Consider the following 18,536-nt stretch of genomic DNA (forward strand, 5'->3'; position numbering starts at 1 on the left):
CCCCGCCCTGTTAGACTTTGCCCTTCGGTTTTAGATCGTGCAAAATAATGAGGGACAACGCGGGGATTCGTCGTGAATCGAGGACAGCTGTTCGGGGCCGATTCTAGCTCAGGCGATCGGCAGAAACCTGAACACCAGATACGCCGCGAGCGTCGCAATCGAGGGGACGACATTCTGGAGGAAGATCACTCTGGCAGTCGTTCCGGGTTCGAACAGATCCGACGCTGACGGGATGTCCTCCTGCGACTCCTCACCGATGGGCTCAGTCTCTGCCTGCTTCGGCGTCCCCTTTTTCCCGCCAACAGTCGGGGCGTCCGCGGCCTCCGCGTCAGTGGTCAGCGCACCAACGGAAGCGGCGGGAGACTCGCCCTGCACAGTGTCCGAAAGGCTCGTCGTTCGCGTCGCACGGCCCCAGCCGAGCCCGACGATGCTCATCGTGGCGATGATGACGAAACTCGCTGGGATACCCAGTGCAGAGAGGAAGGTGACGATGGTTGAGGCGACTGCCGCGACGACGATGGCAGCGACCAGCGGGAGGTCGGTCAGGTCGTTGCCGACCGTGTCCATCGTCCGGCGGGCGATGGTGAACGCACCGAGGCCGATAGCGCCGCCGCCGAGCAGAATAGCCGGGTACAACTCCAGTGAGCCGTTGCCCACGAGGGGCGCAACGGCGTTGGCGACGTTTGACGCCCCCGCCGAGAAACCCATGTAACAGCCGATACCGATGACGACGACGGTCCCGACGAACTCACGTGGCGTCGTGTTCTCGCCGAGCGCCGGCCGCGGAATCGCACCAGAGCGATCGAAATCCAGTAGCGACCCTTCGCTCTGTGAGACGGCGAACCACTCGACGAGTGTCGGGTAGAAGTACCGTCCGATAACGCCGCTGACCCAGAAGGCGATAATCGGCGAGACGAGCCACCATGAGACGATTTCGAGCATCAGAGCGGCGTTCAACGTCCCGCGGGCAAGTCCCAGGCCGGCGATAGCGCCAACGGCCGTCATCGACGTCGACGCCGGAACCCCGACCACGTTCGAAAGGAACAGCGCGACACCGATGAAAAACAGGACAACAATGCTGATCAGCGGCGAGAACTGCGTGGCGACGAGGTCACTGCCCAGGCTCTGGACGACGGCCGGGCCGACGATGAGCCCACCGGCCATCGCAAATATCGTCATCAGGGCCGCTGCCGAGAGTTTCGAAAGCGTGTTGGACCCGACCGCAGGCCCGAACGCGACACCCGTGGACGACCCCCCGATATTGAAGCCGACGAAGATAGCGACGATGATGCCGAGCGCGAAGAGAACCTCAACCATACGTAGGACAGACGTGGCGGGGAGTAAAGGGCACGGTCTGGCGTCCGGCGGCGACTAGAGGACGTACTGGAAGACCAGATAGGAGGCGACCGCCGAGATGCTTGGGGTCAGTATCCACAGCATCACAACTCGGCCCGTCGCTGCGGGGTTGAACAGGTCGGCGGCGGTGGTCGCCGATTCGGGAGCCTCTTCGCCGATTCCTGGGACCTCGGACTCCCCGCCGGCCGACGGGCTGTCCTCGTCGTGGTCGGCCGCGAGCGCGTTGACCGAGACGCCGCCGTCGCCGCTAGCGGCTGGCGTGCCCTTGACCGCCGCGCCGGCAGCGTCGGTCAACGTCGTCGTCCGGGTCGCCCGGCCCCATCCCAGGCCGACGACGCACATCGTCGCTGACACCGCGAGACTCGCGGGGATGCCCGCAGCCGACAGCAGGCTTATGATTGTCGCGCTTACCGTCTCGACGATGAGCGCTGCGAGAATCGGCAGTTCGGTGAGGTCGTTGCCGACCGTATCGAGGGTCCGCCGGGCGATGGTGAACGCGCCCACGGCGATGGCACCGCCGGCCAGAAGCACGCCGGGGTACAGTCCCAGCGAGCCGTTACCCACCAGCGGTGCGACGGCGTTTGCGGTGTTCGACGCCCCCGCCGAAAAGGCCATATAGCAGCCAATGGCGACAACGAGGAACTGCCCGATACGCTCGCGTCGGGTCGTCTCCGGCCCGTCAGTCTCGAAGACAATGCGGGCCGCCAGATGCGGGTAGAGGTAGCGACCGACGACCGCCGATAGCCAGAACGCGATGATGGGGGCGACCAGCCACCAAGAGACGATGCGCCCCATCACGTCCCAGTCGATGGTGCCGCTCGCGACGCCGAGGCCGGCGATAGCGCCCACGGCGGTCATTGACGTCGAGGCGGGCACACCGAAGAGGTTCGAAACCAGCAGCGCCAGCCCCACAAAGAAGAGGACCGTCACGCTGGCAAGCAGCGTGAACTGGCTGCTCGGGACAATCTGCCCACCCATCGTGTCGATGACCTCGGTCCCAACGGTCGCGCCGCCCAGCACCGCGAAGCAGGACATCAGGGCGGCAGCCGTGACCTTCCCGATGGTGTCCGACCCCACTGCCGGACCAAAGGCGACACCGGTCGAGGACCCACCGATGTTGAAACCGACGAAAATGGCAACCAGAAGCCCAACAGCGAAGAGAATCGAAACCATGTCCAACAGCAAACTCCGACGGGTCTAAACAATACCGTTCGTGACCGCTCTCGGGGTCAAACGGTTCGCGTCGCGATGTCTCGTCATCTCAGACCGCAGACATCCCGTAGACAATCCTCGCTATCCAATGGATAGCCGGGCGTCACAGCCACTCAGTCGCGGTCGTCATCGCCGTTGTCAGCCGGCACCGTCTCCTCGACTTCCGACGCTGTCTCCTCGACCTCACTCGCCGTCTCTTTGGCCGCTTCGACCTCGTCAGTGACTGATTCAGCGGTCTGTTTCGCGTCGCTGGTCTTGTCCTTGACCTCAGTCGTCTTGTCTTTCACTTCGGTCGTCCTGTCTTTCGCGTCCGTCGCCTTGTCCTTGACCTCAGTCGTCTTGTCTTTCACTTCCGTTGTCTTGTCCTTGACTTCGGTCGTCTTGTCCTTGACTTCGGTCACCTTCTCGGCAGCGTCCTCATCGCCGGTCTCGGTCGCAGTCTGTTCGACTTCGTCGGCCGTCTGCTCGACCTCCTCGGCTGTCTGTTCGACTTCGTCGACGGTTTCTTCGACCTCGCCCGCGGTCTGTTCCACCTCGTCGGCCGTCTGCTCGACTTCGTCCGCTGTCTGCTCGACGTCCTCTGCAGCCTCGTCAACCGTTTCAGCGGCGGTTTCGACCTCGTCAGCGGTCGTTTCCAGCTCTTCGGCGGTCGTCTCTAGTTGCTCGGCTGCCTCTTCGAGCTCAGCGGCCTTGGTGGCGACATCCTCGTTCGTCCGCTCGAGAACGTTCGCGAGGACGAGGAACTGTAGCAAGCCGACAACGACGAACGCCGAAATAGCGATGCTCGCAGCGGTCGCAAGCAGTGACTCCGTGCCGGCACCAAGCGGCAAAACACCGAACGCGGCCAGTCCCCAGGCCAGCGCCAGCCCGACAGCGACGACCAGCACGGCCTGTTCGAAGAGTTGGTATTCGCGCTCGTACCGCCCGAACATGATTGCTTCGAGCCGACGGGCGAGCGGTGTGAGGACAGCTGTTGCCATAACCATAGCTGACCTTTCCTATCACAGCGTAAAAGCATGGGGGTACACTGGGTCAGGCAGCCGGCTGTACGTATCGGACCGACACGCTTTCGACGGCTGCCACCGGAGCAACGGCCATGTATCCCGAGTTCGAGGTCGTTCCCGCGGTCGATATGCAGGACGGACAGGTGGTCCAGTTGGTCGGCGGCGAACGCGGCACCGAGAAAACCTACGGTGACCCGGTCGAGGCCGCACAGCGATGGGTCGACGCCGGTGCGCGGACACTCCATCTCGTCGACCTCGACGGCGCGTTCGAGGGCGAGCGACAGAACGCGGCGGCCATCGACGCCGTCCTCGACGCGGTGGGGTCTGACGTGGACGTGCAGCTCGGCGGCGGCATCCGGACCGCCGAGGACGCCATCTCGCTGCTTGACCGCGGGCTGGACCGCGTCATCCTCGGCACAGCAGCCGTCGAGACGCCGGAAATCGTCGGCGAAATCAGCGACGAACACCCCGGCAGTGTCCTCGTGAGTCTCGACGCGAAGGACGGTGAGGTCGTGGTGTCGGGCTGGACCGAGGGCACTGGGCTGGACCCCGCTGAGGCCGCCGAGCGGTACGCCGACCTGGGGGCCGGCGGCATCCTGTTTACCGACGTGGACGTGGAGGGACAGCTCGACGGGGTTCGGACCGAGCCGGTCCGCCGGCTGGTCGACAGCGTCGATATCCCCGTCATCGCCAGCGGCGGCGTCGCGACCATCGATGACATACTTGCGCTTCGGTCAGCCGGGGCCGCCGCCGTCGTCGTCGGGAGCGCCCTCTACGAGGGGCAGTTCACGCTCGACGCGGCGATTGACGCGCTCGCCGAGGACTAATCGAGCGAGACGAACGGCAGCGTCGCCCGCGAGTCGGCACTGTAAGCCAGCGCGTCGGACTGGCTGACGCCCTCCGGCGTCGTCAGGTCCATGATACGCGGGGCATTCTCAACTGCATCCGGCTTGGCACCGCCGAAGACGTAGCCCTCGGCTTTTTCGGCGACGGGGCGCAGCGACCCGCGGTCCTCGGACTGCACCATCGCAACGACTTCCAGGTCCGCCGCGTCTGCGCCGCCAACGGCTTCTCTATCGAGGGAGAGTGTGACTGTTCCCGCGTCGACATCGACGGCCTCGGCGAGTGAGACCGCGTTTCCGTCAGCATCGGTCAGTGTGGCACCGCTGGCGTCGGTCGCGCTCTTGGAGAAGCCGCTGATCTCCAGGCGGTACTGCCACGGCGACTCGAAGTTGACGTTCGCGCCGAGGTCCGCAAGACTGCTCGTCGACCCGCTGTCGGCGGTCGGGTCGCGCAGCCAGAGGACGAACCACTGCGGCGAGAAGCCGCGGCTACTACCGAAGGCGTTGTAGAGGGTTGCCACCTCGAAAGTAAAGCGGTGGAGGCTCGGCGTCTGCTCGATAGTCAGCGACTCCAAGTCGAACGCGCCGTCCTCGAAGTCACCGCTGGTCGGATACGTGTACCCGCCGGGACCGGTGTCGTCGCCGGACGGGTCGGCGAGTTCGGCCACCGTCGCCGGCGGTTTGACCGTCACTGTCCCGCTTGCGAGCGTCGTGCCGTCGGGGAGCGTGACCGCCACGTCGTAGTCGCCGGCCGTGTCGATGCTGTAGCCGAAGTCGTAGGTGGCGTCGCTGGCGTTGGGCGGGAAGCGGACGTTCTCTGTCCCGACGGCCTCGCCGTCGACGCGGAGCGTCACCGTGGTCCCGCCAATGAACGCCCCGTCGTTGCGCCCGGTGGCTCGGATGAACGGCTCCTGAATGAACACTTCGTCGCTGATATGGACATCGATATCCTGTTCGGGCCGCTCGTACTCGGGCAGGTCGTTGATCTCCTGACCTGTTGCGCGCCGGAAGCGGACAGCCGTCCCGCCGCTGCCGACCATCGACGCGAGCAGGGTCGTGCCCGGTGTGACGATGGTCTCGTCGACGCGAACGTCGGTCAGGTTCTCGTCGTAGGCCGCGTCGATGCCGTCGGCATAGATTTCGGCGACGTACTTCGGGCCGTTGGATCCGTTCCCGTTGCCCGTGCCGTTCTTCTCGCCGTTGTCGTTCCCCGGCCCCCGCCCGTTGCTGTCTGACGCGGGCGAGAGAAACGACAGAGGCACGTCGATAGCACGGCCACCTTCGTCGGTCATGGCGCCGAGGTACCACTCGTCGTCTTTCTGCCGTGCAGTGAGCATGTAGTCGCCGATCTCGGCGTCGATGACGCGCGTGTCGTCCCAGCCGGCGGCCGGCACGTCCTCGATGAACTGGAACGCGTCGACGGTCTCACCGCGGATGGGAGCGGTCTCGGGTTCGGGCGTCGATTCGCCGGACTCGGTGACGGCCACCGAGTCGAGATTGAAACCACCGGTGTCCTCGGCGGTCAGCGAGAGCGCGATTTCGTCCTCGTCGCCGGACAGCGAGACGGTCGTCGAGACGCTCTCCCAGATGTCCCAGTACTCGGTGGGTGGGAACGTTAGCTGGCCGGCCTCGCTGCCGTCGACCAGCACCGTTGCGGTGCGGTCAGTATCCGGACCGACGGCGTTCTCCTCGGCATCGCTGGCGTACCGGAAGTGGATGTCGTACTCGTCCTCGCTGGCGTCCTCGACGGTCCATGAGACGGTCGCGCCGGGCGCGGCGCTGTTGGGATCGATGGCGACGTACTGCTCGCCCTGGGCGTTGGCCCAGCGGGCGGCCGTCGAGAACCCGTCGAGGTCCCCCCATTCGGCCTGGGCGACCTCGCCGACAGCGGTCATCGACGGCTGGTCGGCCAGGTAGGAACTGGGCAGGTCGGCGGCCATCTGGAGGCCGCTGAAGTACGTCGGATACATCGCCAGTTGCTTGGCACGGGTGGTCTCGATGCCGCCAGAACCGGAATCCATGTCGAAGATGCCCGGCGTGTACTCCACCGGCCCGCCCAGCATCCGTGTGAAGGGGAACGTGACGTGGTGTTCGGGGCTCACGTCGCCAAAGGCGTCGTACTCCTGGCCCTTGACGCCCTCGCGGGTCATCAGGTTCGGGTAGGTTCGCCGGCGGCCGGTCGGATGAATCGGCTCGTGTATATCGAGCATCTGTCGGTTGGCCGCCGCCGTCTCGGCGACCAGCGTGTGGTGGTTGACCAGTATCTGGTTGTGGTGGCTGTAACTCTCGCCCGCAAGGTCGCCGCTGTCGGAGACGTAGCCGCTCTTGATCGTTCGGATGCCCAGCTCGTCGTACAACGAAAATGCCTCGTCGAGCTGTGATTCGTAGTTCCGGAAGTCACCGGCCGTCTCGTTGTGCATCGTCATCTGGGTCGGCGGGTCGAGGCTCGCGCCGTAGTCGGTCACTGCCGCCAGATCGAAGTCCGGATACGGTGTGGAGAAATCGAAACTGCTGCCATCGCCCGGATAGCTCGACCAGCCCTCGTTCCAGCCCTCGACGAGGACGCCGGGGATGTCGTGCTCGCTGGCGAAGTCCATGTACTGCGTGGCGCGCCCGGTCTGTGCGCCGTGGTTGCCGGTCTGTGGACCCTGATACTCCCACTGTGCTCGGCCGGTAATCATCAGCCACCAGACGCCAATGAACTTTTGCGGCTCAATCCAGTCGACACCCTGCGTGAACACCGCCTCGTCGTAGTCCTCGTTGAGATTGACGACGAGGTTCGACTCGATGAGGTCGCCGGCGCTGGTCCCGACCTGTACCGTTCGCCACGGGGTAACGTGCGGGGCCGAGGCTGACACCTTGGTACCGTCAGGTAGCGGTGCGAGCGTTGACTCGAATACTGTATCGCCGCCGTCCGACGGCGTGAGTGCGAGCGAGGCGTAATCTGTCAGGTCTGCCTCGTGAACGGCCACATAGTGGTCGTCGTCGGTCTGCATCGTCATCGGCGTGTGGACGCCGTCGAAGCCAGTGCCGTCCAGTTCGCCAGCGACCTCGCTCAGCGGCGTCTCGGCGTACTCCACCTCGAAGTTGTTGTAGTCGTTGGGGATCCACCAGGAGGTGTAGTCCCCGGCGAAGTTGTACTCGGTCCGCTCTGACGTGATGACAAACTGGTCGCCAAAGGGCTCTCCAAAGATGAACCGGAAGCCGACACCGTCGTCGAACACCCGGAAGACGATCGTCCCGAACCGCTCCGGCCCGGACGACTCCGCAACTCCCAGACGTAGCTCCGTGTACTGCTCCTCGATTTCGTCGTACCGGTCCCACACTGGCGTCCATGACGAATCAACCTCGGTCCGTTCGCTCCCAGTCACGACAAGTCCCGAACGGAACGCGTCCTGATTCTGGAACTCAAAGCCCAGTTCGGATTTCCCGATGAGCGCCATCCCCTCGTGTAGAATTTCGTATGTTGCCACACCGTCGCTGACATCTACGGTGAGTGTTACTGCCCCGTCGGGTGATGAGACAGTCTGTGTGGCCGAATCGTCGCCCGCTGTCACCTGTGCAGCAGCGTCGTCGGAGACGGAGACCGAGAAGGCCGATGCGGCGAGGAGCGAACCGACCCCACCGAGGAACTGTCTGCGGCTCGGGTTCGATTTGGGCTGTGATCTTTCTTCAAACATCGAGTTGGTTCTGCCGTGGGTCAATAATAAAAGTTCACCTAGATTACGTACCAGTTGATCAGTGAGTCGTCGAATGCCACCGCGCTATCGCGTTACAGTCGAAATAGAGAGGTGGCTGAACGCCTATCCGGCTCGCACACATAGTGTAGATATGGACCGCAACGAGGTTCGCCACGCGTGGGACAGCGTCTCCGAGACCTACGCCGAACGGCGCGACCCGACTGGGTCGGACGCAGCCCTGCTCGATGACTTGCTCGAACGACTCCCCGAAGCGCCAACGGTCCTCGACGTGGGCTGTGGCGACGGCGCGCGGACGCTTGCGAACCTTCCGCCGAACAGCATCGGCCTCGACTTCTCCCGTGCGGGCCTGGCCCTCGCAGCAGAGACAGTGCCGGAGAGCCGGCTTGTACAAGGAGACATGACGTCGCTCCCGGTTGCGACCGACAGCGTGGACGCCATCACGGCCTACCACGCCGTCTTTCACGTCCCGCGGGACCAGCACCCGGCGGTTTACCGGGAGTTCGCCCGCGTGCTCCGTCCGGGCGGTACTGTGTTGATGACGCTGCCAAGCGGCCAGTTCGAGACCGTCCGGCGCGGCTGGATGGGCGGGTCGATGTTCTTCTCAGCGCCAGGTCGGCGGGCGACGCTCGACCAGTTGGCCGACGCCGGCTTCACTGACACGGAGACCGTCACTGCGACGGACCCCCTCGGGAGCGATAGCGAGTTCGTCTTTGCCACGCTCGGCGGCGATTAGCGGCCGCCTACTCAGCTAGCTCGTCAGCAGTGCTGACGTGCATCCCCACGAACTGCCACGGGCGGTCCCCATCAGTGGCTTCGAGCGTCCCGCTCCAGCGGGTGTCGTACGCGTGGTGGACGCCATCCTCGGTGTCAGTCCAGCACAGTGTCACGTCGTCGCTGAACCATGCGTAGCCCTCGCGTTCTGTTACCCGGAGTGCATGGCTCTCGACAGTCCAATCGCCCGTCGTCTCGGTCTGGTTCTGCAGTCCTATCTTGATAGCGTCGGTCCCGACCAACTGCTCGGAGATACCGAACTTGACCACCGAGCGGTCCGCGTCGTCGGCGAAGAAGGAGCCGAGCTGATTGCCGGCCCGCAACGCCGCGTAGTACGCCTCGATAGTCTCAGTCGCGTCCATACTTGGCTCTACGGCCTGTGGCCCCTTCACTGGCTACGCCCGGCGGCCGCTCTCCCGACCCGCAATCCTTACGCCGCGGACGGCCACACGGACGTGTATGACAGAGGCGACGGGAATCGTCGGGGAGTTCCTCACACTCAAGGAGGGGACCGACGCGGACCTGCTGGCGATGCAGTGTGGCGACTTCTACGAATTTTTCGCCGAAGACGCCGAGATCGTCGCCAACGAACTCGACCTGAAGGTGAGCCAGAAGTCCTCGCATGGCTCGTCGTACCCGATGGCAGGGGTCCCGGTTGACGACCTGACGCCGTACGTCTCCGCGCTGGTCGAGCGGGGCTATCGAGTCGCAATCGCCGACCAGCACGAGACCGAGAACGGCCACGCTCGCGAGGTAACGCGGGTCGTTACGCCCGGGACACATCTGGAGACCGGCGACGAGTCGGCGCAGTACCTCGCCGCGGTGGTTCGAGAGGCCAGCCGAGACGGCGGTGACACCTACGGCATCGCCGCGACGGACGTGACCACGGGTCAGTTCCAGGTCACACAGCTCGACGACGCCGACGCGGGCGAGGCGCTGACAGAGCTGTACACGTTCGGGCCGGCCGAGATTCTTCCCGGCCCGGAGCTCCGGAACGACGACGAGTTCTTAGACCGCCTGCGCGAGCGGACGGACGCGGCGCTGACGCTGCACGACTCGGCGTCGTTTGAGCCGGGGCGAGCGGGCCACACCGTCCGCGAGCAGTTCGGGAGCGAGACGGTCGACAGCGTCGGCATCGGCGATCAGGACGTGGCACTGCGGGCCGCAGGCGCGGTGCTTTCCTACGTCGAGGACACCGGTGTCGGCACGCTAGCGGCGGTCACGCGCCTGCAAACGTACGGCGAACGCGACCACGTCGACCTTGACGCGACGACACAACGCAACCTCGAACTCACCGAGACCATGCAGGGCGACAGCTCGGGGTCGCTGTTCGACACTATCGACCACACGGTCACGGCCGCTGGCGGACGACTGCTCCAGCAGTGGCTCCAGCGACCCCGTCGAAACCGGGCCGAACTCCAGCGCCGGCAGTCCTGCGTGGCGGCGCTGTCGGAGGCAGCGATGGCCCGCGAGCGGATCCGGGAGACGCTATCGGATGCGTACGACCTCGAACGGCTGGCCGCGCGGGCCACGTCGGGGAGCGCCGACGCGCGGGACCTGCGAGCAGTGCAGGAGACGCTTTCAGTGCTCGGGCAGGTCGCCGACGCCGTTACCGAGACCGAGCGGCTGGCCGAGTCGCCGCTTGCCGACGCCCTTGACGGAGCCGACCGCGAAGCGGCTGACGCACTGGCCGCGGAACTCGACAGCGCACTGGTCACGGACCCGCCGGGGACGGTGCGCCAGGGTGGCCTGTTCAAGCGGGGGTACGACGACGACCTCGACGCAGTCATCGACGAGCACGAAGCCGCGCTGGAGTGGCTGGAGACGCTGCCGGACCGTGAAAAGGAGCGGACCGGCATCACCCACCTCTCAGTCGACCGGAACAAAACCGACGGCTACTACATTCAGGTCGGCAAGAGCGAAACCGACGGCGTTCCGGAAAAGTACCAGCACATCAAGACACTCAAGAACTCCAAGCGCTACACGACGCCCGAACTCGACGAGAAAGAACGGGACGTGCTGCGCTTGGAGGAGCGCCGCCACGACATGGAGTACGAGCACTTCCAGCGGCTCCGGGAGCGCGTGGCCGAGCGTGCGACGCTGCTGCAGGATGTGGGTCGGACGCTGGCGGAACTGGACGCCTTCGCGTCACTGGCAGTCCACGCCGTCGAGAACGACTGGGCCCGTCCGGCGGTCGTCGACGGCAACGAACTGTCTATCGAGGCCGGCCGCCATCCGGTCGTCGAGCAGACCACCGAGTTCGTCCCGAACGACCTCTATATGGACGACGACCGGCAGTTCCTCATCGTCACCGGCCCGAACATGAGCGGGAAGTCGACGTATATGCGCCAGGCCGCGCTAATCACGCTGCTCTCGCAGGTGGGCAGTTTCGTCCCGGCGCGGTCGGCAACCGTCGGACTAGTGGACGGCATCTTCACCCGCGTCGGCGCGCTGGACGAACTCGCACAGGGCCGCTCGACGTTCATGGTCGAGATGCAGGAGCTATCGAACATCCTCCACTCAGCCACCGAAGAATCACTCGTGATTCTGGACGAGGTGGGCCGCGGGACCGCGACCTTCGACGGTATCTCTATCGCCTGGGCCGCGACAGAGTACATCGTCAACGCCATCCGGTCGAAGACGCTGTTTGCGACTCACTACCACGAACTGACGGCGCTGGGCGAGGAGCTGCCGACCGTCGAGAACGTCCACGTCGCGGTCGACGGCGAGCCCCGCTCCGCGGAGGGCGACGGCGACGTGACGTTCCTCCGAACGGTCCGGAACGGCCCGACCGACCGCTCCTACGGCGTCCACGTCGCCGACCTCGCTGGCGTCCCTGAACCAGTCGTCGACCGCTCGCAGGCAGTGCTCGACCGGTTGCGCGACGACAAGGCCATCGAGATTCGGGGCAGCAAGCAGAACGAGGGCGGGACGACACAGGCCGTGTTCGACCTTGATTCGGGGCAGTTCAGGGACGGCGCGGCTCAGTCCGAGGACGCAGCAGCCGGTTCGGCGGCTGAGCCGGTTGCGACCGACGGCAACCCCGAACACGCTCCCGACGGGTCCGTGGCTGAAGCCTCAGATAGCGACGCGGCAGCAGCGTCGCTCGATCCTGAAACTGAGGCCGTCCTCTCGGAACTGACGGAACTGGATGTCAACGAGACACCACCGGTCGAACTGATGGCGAAAGTACAGGAGTGGCAGGCCGAGCTGGACGACGAGTAGCAGACAGCACCCGATTTTCAACGAAGATACTCACGGCGGAAGGTGTATACGGGAGTTGTCACTGCTAGAAGGCAATGACCGACCGGATTCGCGTTCTCCACGTCGACGACGAGCCGGCTGTCGTCGAAGCGGCCACAAGTGCGCTGGAACAGGCGCACTGTGGTATCACGGTCGAGACGGAGACGAACGTCGCCGACGGCCTCAAGCGACTTGACGAGGGTGCGTTCGACTGTGTCATCGCCGGCTACGACCTGCCGGGGCAAACCGGCGTCGAGTTCCTCGATGCGGTCCGCAAACGATCACCGGACCTGCCGTTCGTTCTGTTCGCCCGCGAGGGGAACGAAGCGGCTGCCAGCGACGCGATTTCCGCCGGCGTCACCGAGTACCTCCGGGCTGACGGCAGCGCGGAGCCGTACGCACGACTGGCACACACCGTCGTCAACGCCGTCGAACGGACAGCCGACGATATCAAACACACACAGGGCTCACGTCGTGAGCGTGCTATCGAGGAACTACACTCCACTGCCAGGGCGTTCATGCGAGCCACGACTGCTGATGCGGTGGCGCAGGTCACAGTGGACGCAGCTCGGACGATCCTCAATATGCCGGCCAACGCGGTTCACTTCGCTGACGGCGACAGTCTGTATCCGGCCGCCTGGACCAATCAGGTAGAAGAGCTCATCGGGACACCACCGGTCTTCGAGCCCGGAGATGGCCTCGCATGGCAAGCCTTCGAAAGCGGCGAAACGCAGGTTCACAACGATGTCGCGTCAAGTCCAGCCCGGTACAATCCGGACACGGACATCCAGAGTGAACTCATCCTTCCGCTGGGTGACCATGGTGTTCTCCTCATCGGGTCGTGTGTGACAGGTGCATTCGATGACACAGATGTCACACTTGCGCGGACGCTCTCAGTCCACGCGACGGCGGCGCTTAGCCGTCTCGACCGCGACCGCCAGCTCCGCGAAGAGCGTGAGTTCATCGATCAGGCGCTCAATACGCTTGACGACCTGTTCTACGTCATCGACACGGACGGGAGCCTTCGGCGGTGGAACGAGCGCATCCCCGAAGTCACAGGATACAGCAATGACGAGATTGACGATATGCCCGTCTCCGAGTTTTTCCCGGGTGACGAGCATGAGACAATCGCTGCGGCGATAAATGAGACTCGAACCAGCGGCCGGGTGACTGTTGAAGCGGAGATTCTGACTGCCGATAGAGAGCGGATTCCGTATGAGTTTGCCGGAACCCAGCTGACCGACGCTGATGGGGCACCCGTCGGGACTGTGGGTATCGGTCGGGATATCTCCCAGCGCAAAGCGTACGAACAGCAGTTAGAACGCCAGAACGAGCGCCTCGACGAGTTTACAAGCATCGTCAGCCACGACCTCCGAAACCCGCTGACTGTCGCGGAGGGGAATCTGGAACTGGCCAGAGCAGAATACGACAGCGACGCTCTCGACAAGGTGTCACGCGCCCACGAACGAATGCGAGCGCTGATAGACGACCTCTTGGCGTTTGCACGCGCCGGCGAAACGGCGACCGACCTCGAATCTGTCGCGCTCGCCGGCATCGTTGAGGAGTGCTGGCAGAGTGTCGAAGATGACCGGGCAACACTCGTCGTCGAGGGTGACCGGCGGGTTCGGGCAGATATGGCAAAACTCCGGCGGCTGTTAGCGAACCTCCTTCGAAACAGTGTTGAACACGGGACCACAGGCGCTCAGACGACGGCTGACGACAACACCGACCACAGTGGCGGGAGCGCAACTGTACGAGTAGGTGTCATTGAGGATACGGACCGACACGGGTTCTACGTCGCCGATGACGGTCCGGGCATCCCGGCGGCCGACCGTGAACAGGTGTTTGAAGGGGGCTATTCGACCGGCGAGAGCGGGACCGGGTTCGGACTTAAAATCGTTCAGCGGATCGCTGAGGTCCACGGATGGACGGTTACAGCCACCGAGAGCGAGGCCGGCGGCGCGCGGTTTGAGGTGACGGGTCTCGAACCTGCTTGAGCAGACAGACCAGTCGCCGAGTGCGGGACAGTGCCACCGACGGCAGACCCGCCGCAAGACGTGACTGACCTTTTGGTTCTGAAGCCCTCAGTGATGGTAATGTCATCCCAGCGCCCTCCGCGGCAGGGCTCGCGGACCACCAAGCAGTCAGCTGCGCCGAGGGACGGAGCGACGCCCGCGCTCGCCGTCGAGGGGTTGTCAAAGCAGTTCGGCAGCGGTGCCGACGCGGTGACGGCCGTCGACGACGTGTCGTTTCGCATCGAGCAAGGGACGGTCGTCGGCCTGCTGGGGCCTAACGGTGCGGGCAAGACAACGACAATAAAATCAATTCTCGGGCTGGTGTTGCCTGATTCCGGGAGGATTCAGGTTCAGGGTATCGACATGAGCGAGCACCCGCGAGCGGCCTACCGTCACGTCGACGGGATGCTTGAAGGGGCGCGAAACGACTACTGGCGGCTGACCGTCCGGGAGAACCTGCGCTATTTCTCGACCATCAAGGGCGTCAAGCCGGATGCCGTCGCCGACCGACACGAGCGCCTGCTGGCGAAACTTGACCTTCTGGAGAAGGCCGACGAGCCCGTTCGAGACCTTTCCCGCGGGATGAAACAGAAGGTGTCGCTGGCGAGTGTGCTGGCCAGCGAGTCCGATCTGGTGTTTCTCGACGAGCCGACGCTGGGACTGGATGTAGAAAGCTCGCTGACGCTACGGCGGGAACTGCGCCGCATCGTCGACGAGCGTGACCTCACGGCCGTCGTCAGCAGCCACGACATGGACGTCATCGAAGATGTCTGTGACCGGGTCATCATCATGAACGAGGGGAAGATTATCGCCGACGATAGCGTGCCGGCCGTGCTCGACCAGTTCACCGCAAACGCGTTCGCCGTCACCAGTCCCGACATCACCGATGGTCTGCTTGCGATCATCCGGGAGCGCTTCGAGGTGGTCGAGGTGACGAGCACCGAGCGGGGCCGGCGCGTCGAGGTAGCGACCGACAGCGACGGGTTCTATCGCCTGCTGGCCCTGTGCCGGGACCACGACGTGACGCTTTCAGCCGTCGGCACGGTTGAACCGGACCTGGAAGACGTGTTCGTCGAAATCACGGGGCAAGGACGATGAGGGAGGCGGGGCTAGGACGATGACCGCGAGCGCCGACACGCACGCGGACGACAGTGACGGTGCGAGCGGCCAGACCGTCGGGGCCGCCATGCAGGCGGGCTATCTCGACCTCGCGCGAGCGGTGCTGTACCGCGAGTATCTCATCTTCGTCCGCTATCCGGCCAACGCCGTCGGCGGCATCGTCATCTCGGTGTTCTTTTTCGGCCTGCTGTTCTACGGCGGCCGGATGCTTGCCGGGCAGGCAATAACGGATTCTATCGAGGGGATCATCGTCGGTTACTTCCTGTGGTCGCTTTCCGTCGGTGCGTACCAGGCAATCTCGAACGATATCGGGAGCGAGGCCCAGTGGGGAACGCTCGAACGGCACGTTATGACGCCGTTTGGCTTCGCGCCGGTCGCGTTCTGCAAGGGCGTCGCGAAAGTCGTCCGGACGTTCATTACCTCGACCGTCGTGCTGGCAGTGATGCTGGCGATTACCGGAACGACGCTCCAGTTGAACGTTCTCACCGTCGTCGTCGTCGCATCCCTGACTATTGCTTCCGTGCTGGGGCTTGGGTTCGCTGCCGGCGGTGTTGCGGTGCTGTACAAGCGTATCGGGAACTGGCTCAATCTGCTCCAGTTCGGGTTCATTGTCCTCATCTCCGCGCCAGTGTTCGAGCTCGGCTGGACGCGGGTCCTGCCACTGGCCCACGGAAGCGCGCTCCTCCAGCGGGCGATGGTCGACGGGACCCGGCTCTGGCAGTTCTCCGCTACCGACCTAGGCCTCCTCGTCGGTGTCCCGTCCGGCTACGTGTTGCTGGGCTACGTCGTGTTTCAGTACACGACCCGACGGGCCAGACGGCTCGGCGTACTCGGTGACTACTGACTGGCGTAGACAGGTGCTTTTACTTATGATGCCGATAATTTGATAGATAACACTGTCGCTCGGACTGCACACACAGCGCCGGGCGGTCTCTGCCCCGTACTCCAGCTATGGTCACTCGACACTTCTCAACGGAGCAACTTGTCCCCGCCGTCGCGACAGTCCTTGTTATTGGTGTTCTAACTATTTCGGCGTGGTCGCTCGTGGCCACGAGCGGCGGCACCGCCGACCACCCGCAGATCGATGCGGACGTCCAACAACGCTACGAGTCGATAGACGGTGTCAACGCGACCCAGACGACAGTCATCTCACGGAACGGGACGGTTGCAAGCCGAACGACCTACCACGCGACGCTCCAGCCGGGGACGGAGAGAAAGCGGCTCGTACCCATCAATAGTACGGCACAGGCGAGTAACGTGCGGATCTCGGACGGGTCAACGCTATGGCTGTACAACGGCCGTCGTGAAAGTGCGACACGAGTTCCCCTCCCCGAGACTGAGTCTGACAGGGGTGAACGGCTACAGCGCCTGTTCACGAAACTCGATGAGTCGAAAACGGACCCGCAGTCGGTTGAACCACTGCCTGTTGTCCCCCAGAGCGAACGGCGGCCAGTCAACTCGACCGAGGAGATGACCGTCCGCTACCGGGGCACGGAACCAGTTGACGGACGCGAAGCGTACGTCGTCCACGTGACGCCAAGAAATGAGACAAAAGCATACGAGCAAACAGTCTGGGTCGAAACACAGCGGTTCTTCCCGACAAAAAAGCGGACTGCCTGGACAGCAAATGGAAAGCACACAGTTGTGACGACGAGGTACGCGAACATCTCGTACGACACCGATGTGTCCAGTGACGCATTTTCCCCCGACTTCCCGGATGATACAACTGTCAGTGATCCGGAACCAGCAGATAGGAGGTTTTACTTGCGCTGCCAATTATGTGCTACATAATATTGTCGCTCAAACAGATCGAACGTAGCCGGACACTCCCCTGCGCCCGGTAGCCCGAGAGATGGTCACTCGACACCTCACATCGGAACGACTGGTGCTCACGATCGCGACAGTGGTCGTCGTTGGTGTGCTTGCTGTTGCGATATGGTCGCTCGCATTCGCGAGTACCGGGACCGCCGATCAGCCACAGATCGATGCGGACGTGCAGCAACGCTACGAGACGATAGACGGCGTCAACGCGACACAGACGACGACTATCACTCGGAACGGGACGGTCGCGAGTCGGACAACTTACAACGCCGTGCTCCAGCCGGGGACCGAGAAGAAACGGCTGGCAGTCGTCAACAGCACCGTCGAGCGATACGGTCTCCGAATATCAAACGGCTCGGCACTGTGGCTGTACGACCAGCGCCGCTCGAGGGCGACACGCATCTCTCTCAGCAGGACCGGGTCAGACCAAGGTGAGCGGCTACAGCGTCTCTTTGCGAATCTCAACATGGCCACACCGGGCGACACGACGAGCGACCCACAGTCAGTTGAGCCATTGCCTGTCGTTCCCCGCGGCGAGCAGCGGCCGACCGGATCGGCCGGTTCGATGACCGTCAGCTACCGCGGTACTGAATCACTCGATGGGCGTGAAGTGTATGTCATCCACGTGGCACCGAAAGATGGCACAGCGGCCTACGAGCAGACGGTATGGGTAGACACAGAGCAGTTTTTCCCGGTCAAAAAGCGCACTGCATGGACAGCCGACGGTGAGCGCACAGTCGTGACGACGGCGTACACCGACATCACCTACGATACCGGTGTGTCCGAAGACGTGTTTACCCCCAGCTTCCCGGACAACATGACTGTCACTGTCCCAGAGACGCCGGAAAGACAGACCTACGAGTCGGTTGGTGCCCTCAAAGCCGACACCGAGATTCAGGTTCCGGAGCCCGACATCCCGCCGGGATACGAACTGACCTATGCGACACAGACACAGGGACGGGTCCACAGCGTCGGCCTCCGCTACATGAACCGGACCAGTCTGATCACTGTTGCTAAGTACGACCGGCCGGGTGTCGGGGACAACGCCAGCGAAGGGGTAACAATCGACGGGCAGCCAGCACAGGTCAGCTACGGGCTGACAACATCAGTGTCGTGGAGTTGTGAACGCTACCGGTACACGATTCGCGGTGAGGGCGTGTCCGCGGACCGACTCATCACAATCGGTCAGTCAGTCGGTTGTCCCAGCGGCAAGTGAACAGCCACGCTGGCATATCAAGCCGCCGTTTTCTGGGTCAGAAGTTCGACTGCACGTTATATTATGGAACCCCTCCTTGCTTTGAGTGCAGCGGCCCTAACAACACCGTGCCACCAACGCCCTCCGGTGATGGCCGCTGTCTGTCCACCACACTGCCCTAGGGTTCCCCGGGCTGCCACCCCGGGAAGGAATGTGGGCCAGGCCGCCTGCAAACTGGTCCCCCACCGTGCCCCACC

The 18,536-nt window shown here is 63.9% G+C and carries 13 protein-coding genes; 8 read left to right on the forward strand and 5 right to left on the reverse strand.

Annotation, left to right across the window (positions count from 1 at the left end; genetic code table 11):
- Positions 1-108 precede the first annotated feature (108 nt).
- The 3 genes from RBH20_RS14270 to RBH20_RS14280 form a co-directional block, all read right to left on the reverse strand.
- The gene (locus RBH20_RS14270) at positions 109-1,317 is read right to left on the reverse strand and encodes an inorganic phosphate transporter (protein ID WP_306709717.1); all 1,209 of its coding nucleotides are present in this window, start codon (positions 1,315-1,317) and stop codon (positions 109-111) included.
- Positions 1,318-1,371: 54 nt separating this feature from the next.
- Positions 1,372-2,529 carry an inorganic phosphate transporter gene (locus RBH20_RS14275; RefSeq protein ID WP_306709718.1) on the reverse strand — a complete coding sequence of 386 codons (1,158 nt, stop codon included), beginning with the start codon at positions 2,527-2,529 and terminating at the stop codon, positions 1,372-1,374.
- 152 nt (positions 2,530-2,681) lie between these two features.
- A complete protein-coding gene (locus RBH20_RS14280) occupies positions 2,682-3,554 on the reverse strand; it encodes a hypothetical protein (RefSeq protein WP_306709719.1) in 873 nt (290 codons plus the stop codon).
- A gap of 110 nt (positions 3,555-3,664) precedes the next feature.
- Here RBH20_RS14280 and hisA point away from each other — a divergent pair, with 110 nt between their 5' ends.
- The gene (gene hisA, locus RBH20_RS14285) at positions 3,665-4,399 is read left to right on the forward strand and encodes a 1-(5-phosphoribosyl)-5-[(5-phosphoribosylamino)methylideneamino]imidazole-4-carboxamide isomerase (RefSeq protein ID WP_306709722.1); all 735 of its coding nucleotides are present in this window, start codon (positions 3,665-3,667) and stop codon (positions 4,397-4,399) included.
- On the opposite strand, the gene RBH20_RS14290 is transcribed toward hisA, so the two are convergent.
- The gene (locus RBH20_RS14290; RefSeq protein ID WP_306709724.1) at positions 4,396-8,094 is read right to left on the reverse strand and encodes a glycoside hydrolase family 97 catalytic domain-containing protein; all 3,699 of its coding nucleotides are present in this window, start codon (positions 8,092-8,094) and stop codon (positions 4,396-4,398) included. The two genes, hisA and RBH20_RS14290, sit on opposite strands and share 4 nt — an antisense overlap.
- Positions 8,095-8,245: 151 nt before the next feature.
- On the opposite strand from RBH20_RS14290, the gene RBH20_RS14295 reads away from it, so the two are divergent.
- On the forward strand, positions 8,246-8,848 hold the full coding sequence (locus tag RBH20_RS14295) for a class I SAM-dependent methyltransferase (RefSeq protein WP_306709725.1): 603 nt from the start codon (positions 8,246-8,248) through the stop codon (positions 8,846-8,848).
- A gap of 7 nt (positions 8,849-8,855) precedes the next feature.
- Here RBH20_RS14295 and RBH20_RS14300 read toward each other — a convergent pair whose 3' ends face one another.
- The gene (locus RBH20_RS14300) at positions 8,856-9,248 is read right to left on the reverse strand and encodes a nuclear transport factor 2 family protein (protein ID WP_306709727.1); all 393 of its coding nucleotides are present in this window, start codon (positions 9,246-9,248) and stop codon (positions 8,856-8,858) included.
- Positions 9,249-9,345: 97 nt separating this feature from the next.
- On the opposite strand from RBH20_RS14300, the gene mutS reads away from it, so the two are divergent.
- The 6 genes from mutS (at position 9,346) to RBH20_RS14330 (ending at position 18,300) form a co-directional block, all read left to right on the forward strand.
- Complete coding sequence (gene mutS, locus RBH20_RS14305) at positions 9,346-12,111, forward strand: DNA mismatch repair protein MutS (protein WP_306709729.1); 2,766 nt, start codon at positions 9,346-9,348, stop codon at positions 12,109-12,111.
- Positions 12,112-12,185: 74 nt separating this feature from the next.
- Positions 12,186-14,126, forward strand: a complete 1,941-nt coding sequence (locus RBH20_RS14310) for an ATP-binding protein (protein ID WP_306709731.1) — start codon at positions 12,186-12,188, stop codon at positions 14,124-14,126.
- 99 nt (positions 14,127-14,225) lie between these two features.
- Entirely contained in the window at positions 14,226-15,242 is a 1,017-nt protein-coding gene (locus RBH20_RS14315; RefSeq protein WP_306709734.1) for an ABC transporter ATP-binding protein, read from the forward strand.
- A 19-nt stretch (positions 15,243-15,261) separates the two neighbouring features.
- A complete protein-coding gene (locus RBH20_RS14320) occupies positions 15,262-16,107 on the forward strand; it encodes an ABC transporter permease (protein WP_306709736.1) in 846 nt (281 codons plus the stop codon).
- A gap of 107 nt (positions 16,108-16,214) precedes the next feature.
- Complete coding sequence (locus tag RBH20_RS14325; protein WP_306709738.1) at positions 16,215-17,054, forward strand: outer membrane lipoprotein carrier protein LolA; 840 nt, start codon at positions 16,215-16,217, stop codon at positions 17,052-17,054.
- A gap of 61 nt (positions 17,055-17,115) precedes the next feature.
- Positions 17,116-18,300: an outer membrane lipoprotein carrier protein LolA gene (locus RBH20_RS14330; protein WP_306709740.1), complete on the forward strand. Its 1,185-nt coding sequence runs from the start codon at positions 17,116-17,118 to the stop codon at positions 18,298-18,300.
- The last annotated feature ends 236 nt before the right edge of the window (positions 18,301-18,536 follow it).

It is taken from the genome of Haloarcula sp. H-GB4 (genome assembly GCF_030848575.1).
Taxonomy (GTDB): Archaea; Halobacteriota; Halobacteria; order Halobacteriales; family Haloarculaceae; genus Haloarcula.

What these genes read in the sequence shown, in the direction of transcription:
- RBH20_RS14315 (WP_306709734.1), top strand. Translation starts at nt 14,226, where the DNA reads ATGTCATCCCAGCGCCCTCCGCGGCAGGGCTCGCGGACCACCAAGCAG.
- RBH20_RS14270 (WP_306709717.1), bottom strand. Translation starts at nt 1,317, where the DNA reads ATGGTTGAGGTTCTCTTCGCGCTCGGCATCATCGTCGCTATCTTCGTC.
- mutS (WP_306709729.1), top strand. Translation starts at nt 9,346, where the DNA reads ATGACAGAGGCGACGGGAATCGTCGGGGAGTTCCTCACACTCAAGGAG.
- RBH20_RS14300 (WP_306709727.1), bottom strand. Translation starts at nt 9,248, where the DNA reads ATGGACGCGACTGAGACTATCGAGGCGTACTACGCGGCGTTGCGGGCC.
- RBH20_RS14325 (WP_306709738.1), top strand. Translation starts at nt 16,215, where the DNA reads ATGGTCACTCGACACTTCTCAACGGAGCAACTTGTCCCCGCCGTCGCG.
- RBH20_RS14310 (WP_306709731.1), top strand. Translation starts at nt 12,186, where the DNA reads ATGACCGACCGGATTCGCGTTCTCCACGTCGACGACGAGCCGGCTGTC.
- RBH20_RS14280 (WP_306709719.1), bottom strand. Translation starts at nt 3,554, where the DNA reads ATGGTTATGGCAACAGCTGTCCTCACACCGCTCGCCCGTCGGCTCGAA.
- RBH20_RS14320 (WP_306709736.1), top strand. Translation starts at nt 15,262, where the DNA reads ATGACCGCGAGCGCCGACACGCACGCGGACGACAGTGACGGTGCGAGC.
- RBH20_RS14275 (WP_306709718.1), bottom strand. Translation starts at nt 2,529, where the DNA reads ATGGTTTCGATTCTCTTCGCTGTTGGGCTTCTGGTTGCCATTTTCGTC.
- RBH20_RS14290 (WP_306709724.1), bottom strand. Translation starts at nt 8,094, where the DNA reads ATGTTTGAAGAAAGATCACAGCCCAAATCGAACCCGAGCCGCAGACAG.
- RBH20_RS14295 (WP_306709725.1), top strand. Translation starts at nt 8,246, where the DNA reads ATGGACCGCAACGAGGTTCGCCACGCGTGGGACAGCGTCTCCGAGACC.
- hisA (WP_306709722.1), top strand. Translation starts at nt 3,665, where the DNA reads ATGTATCCCGAGTTCGAGGTCGTTCCCGCGGTCGATATGCAGGACGGA.
- RBH20_RS14330 (WP_306709740.1), top strand. Translation starts at nt 17,116, where the DNA reads ATGGTCACTCGACACCTCACATCGGAACGACTGGTGCTCACGATCGCG.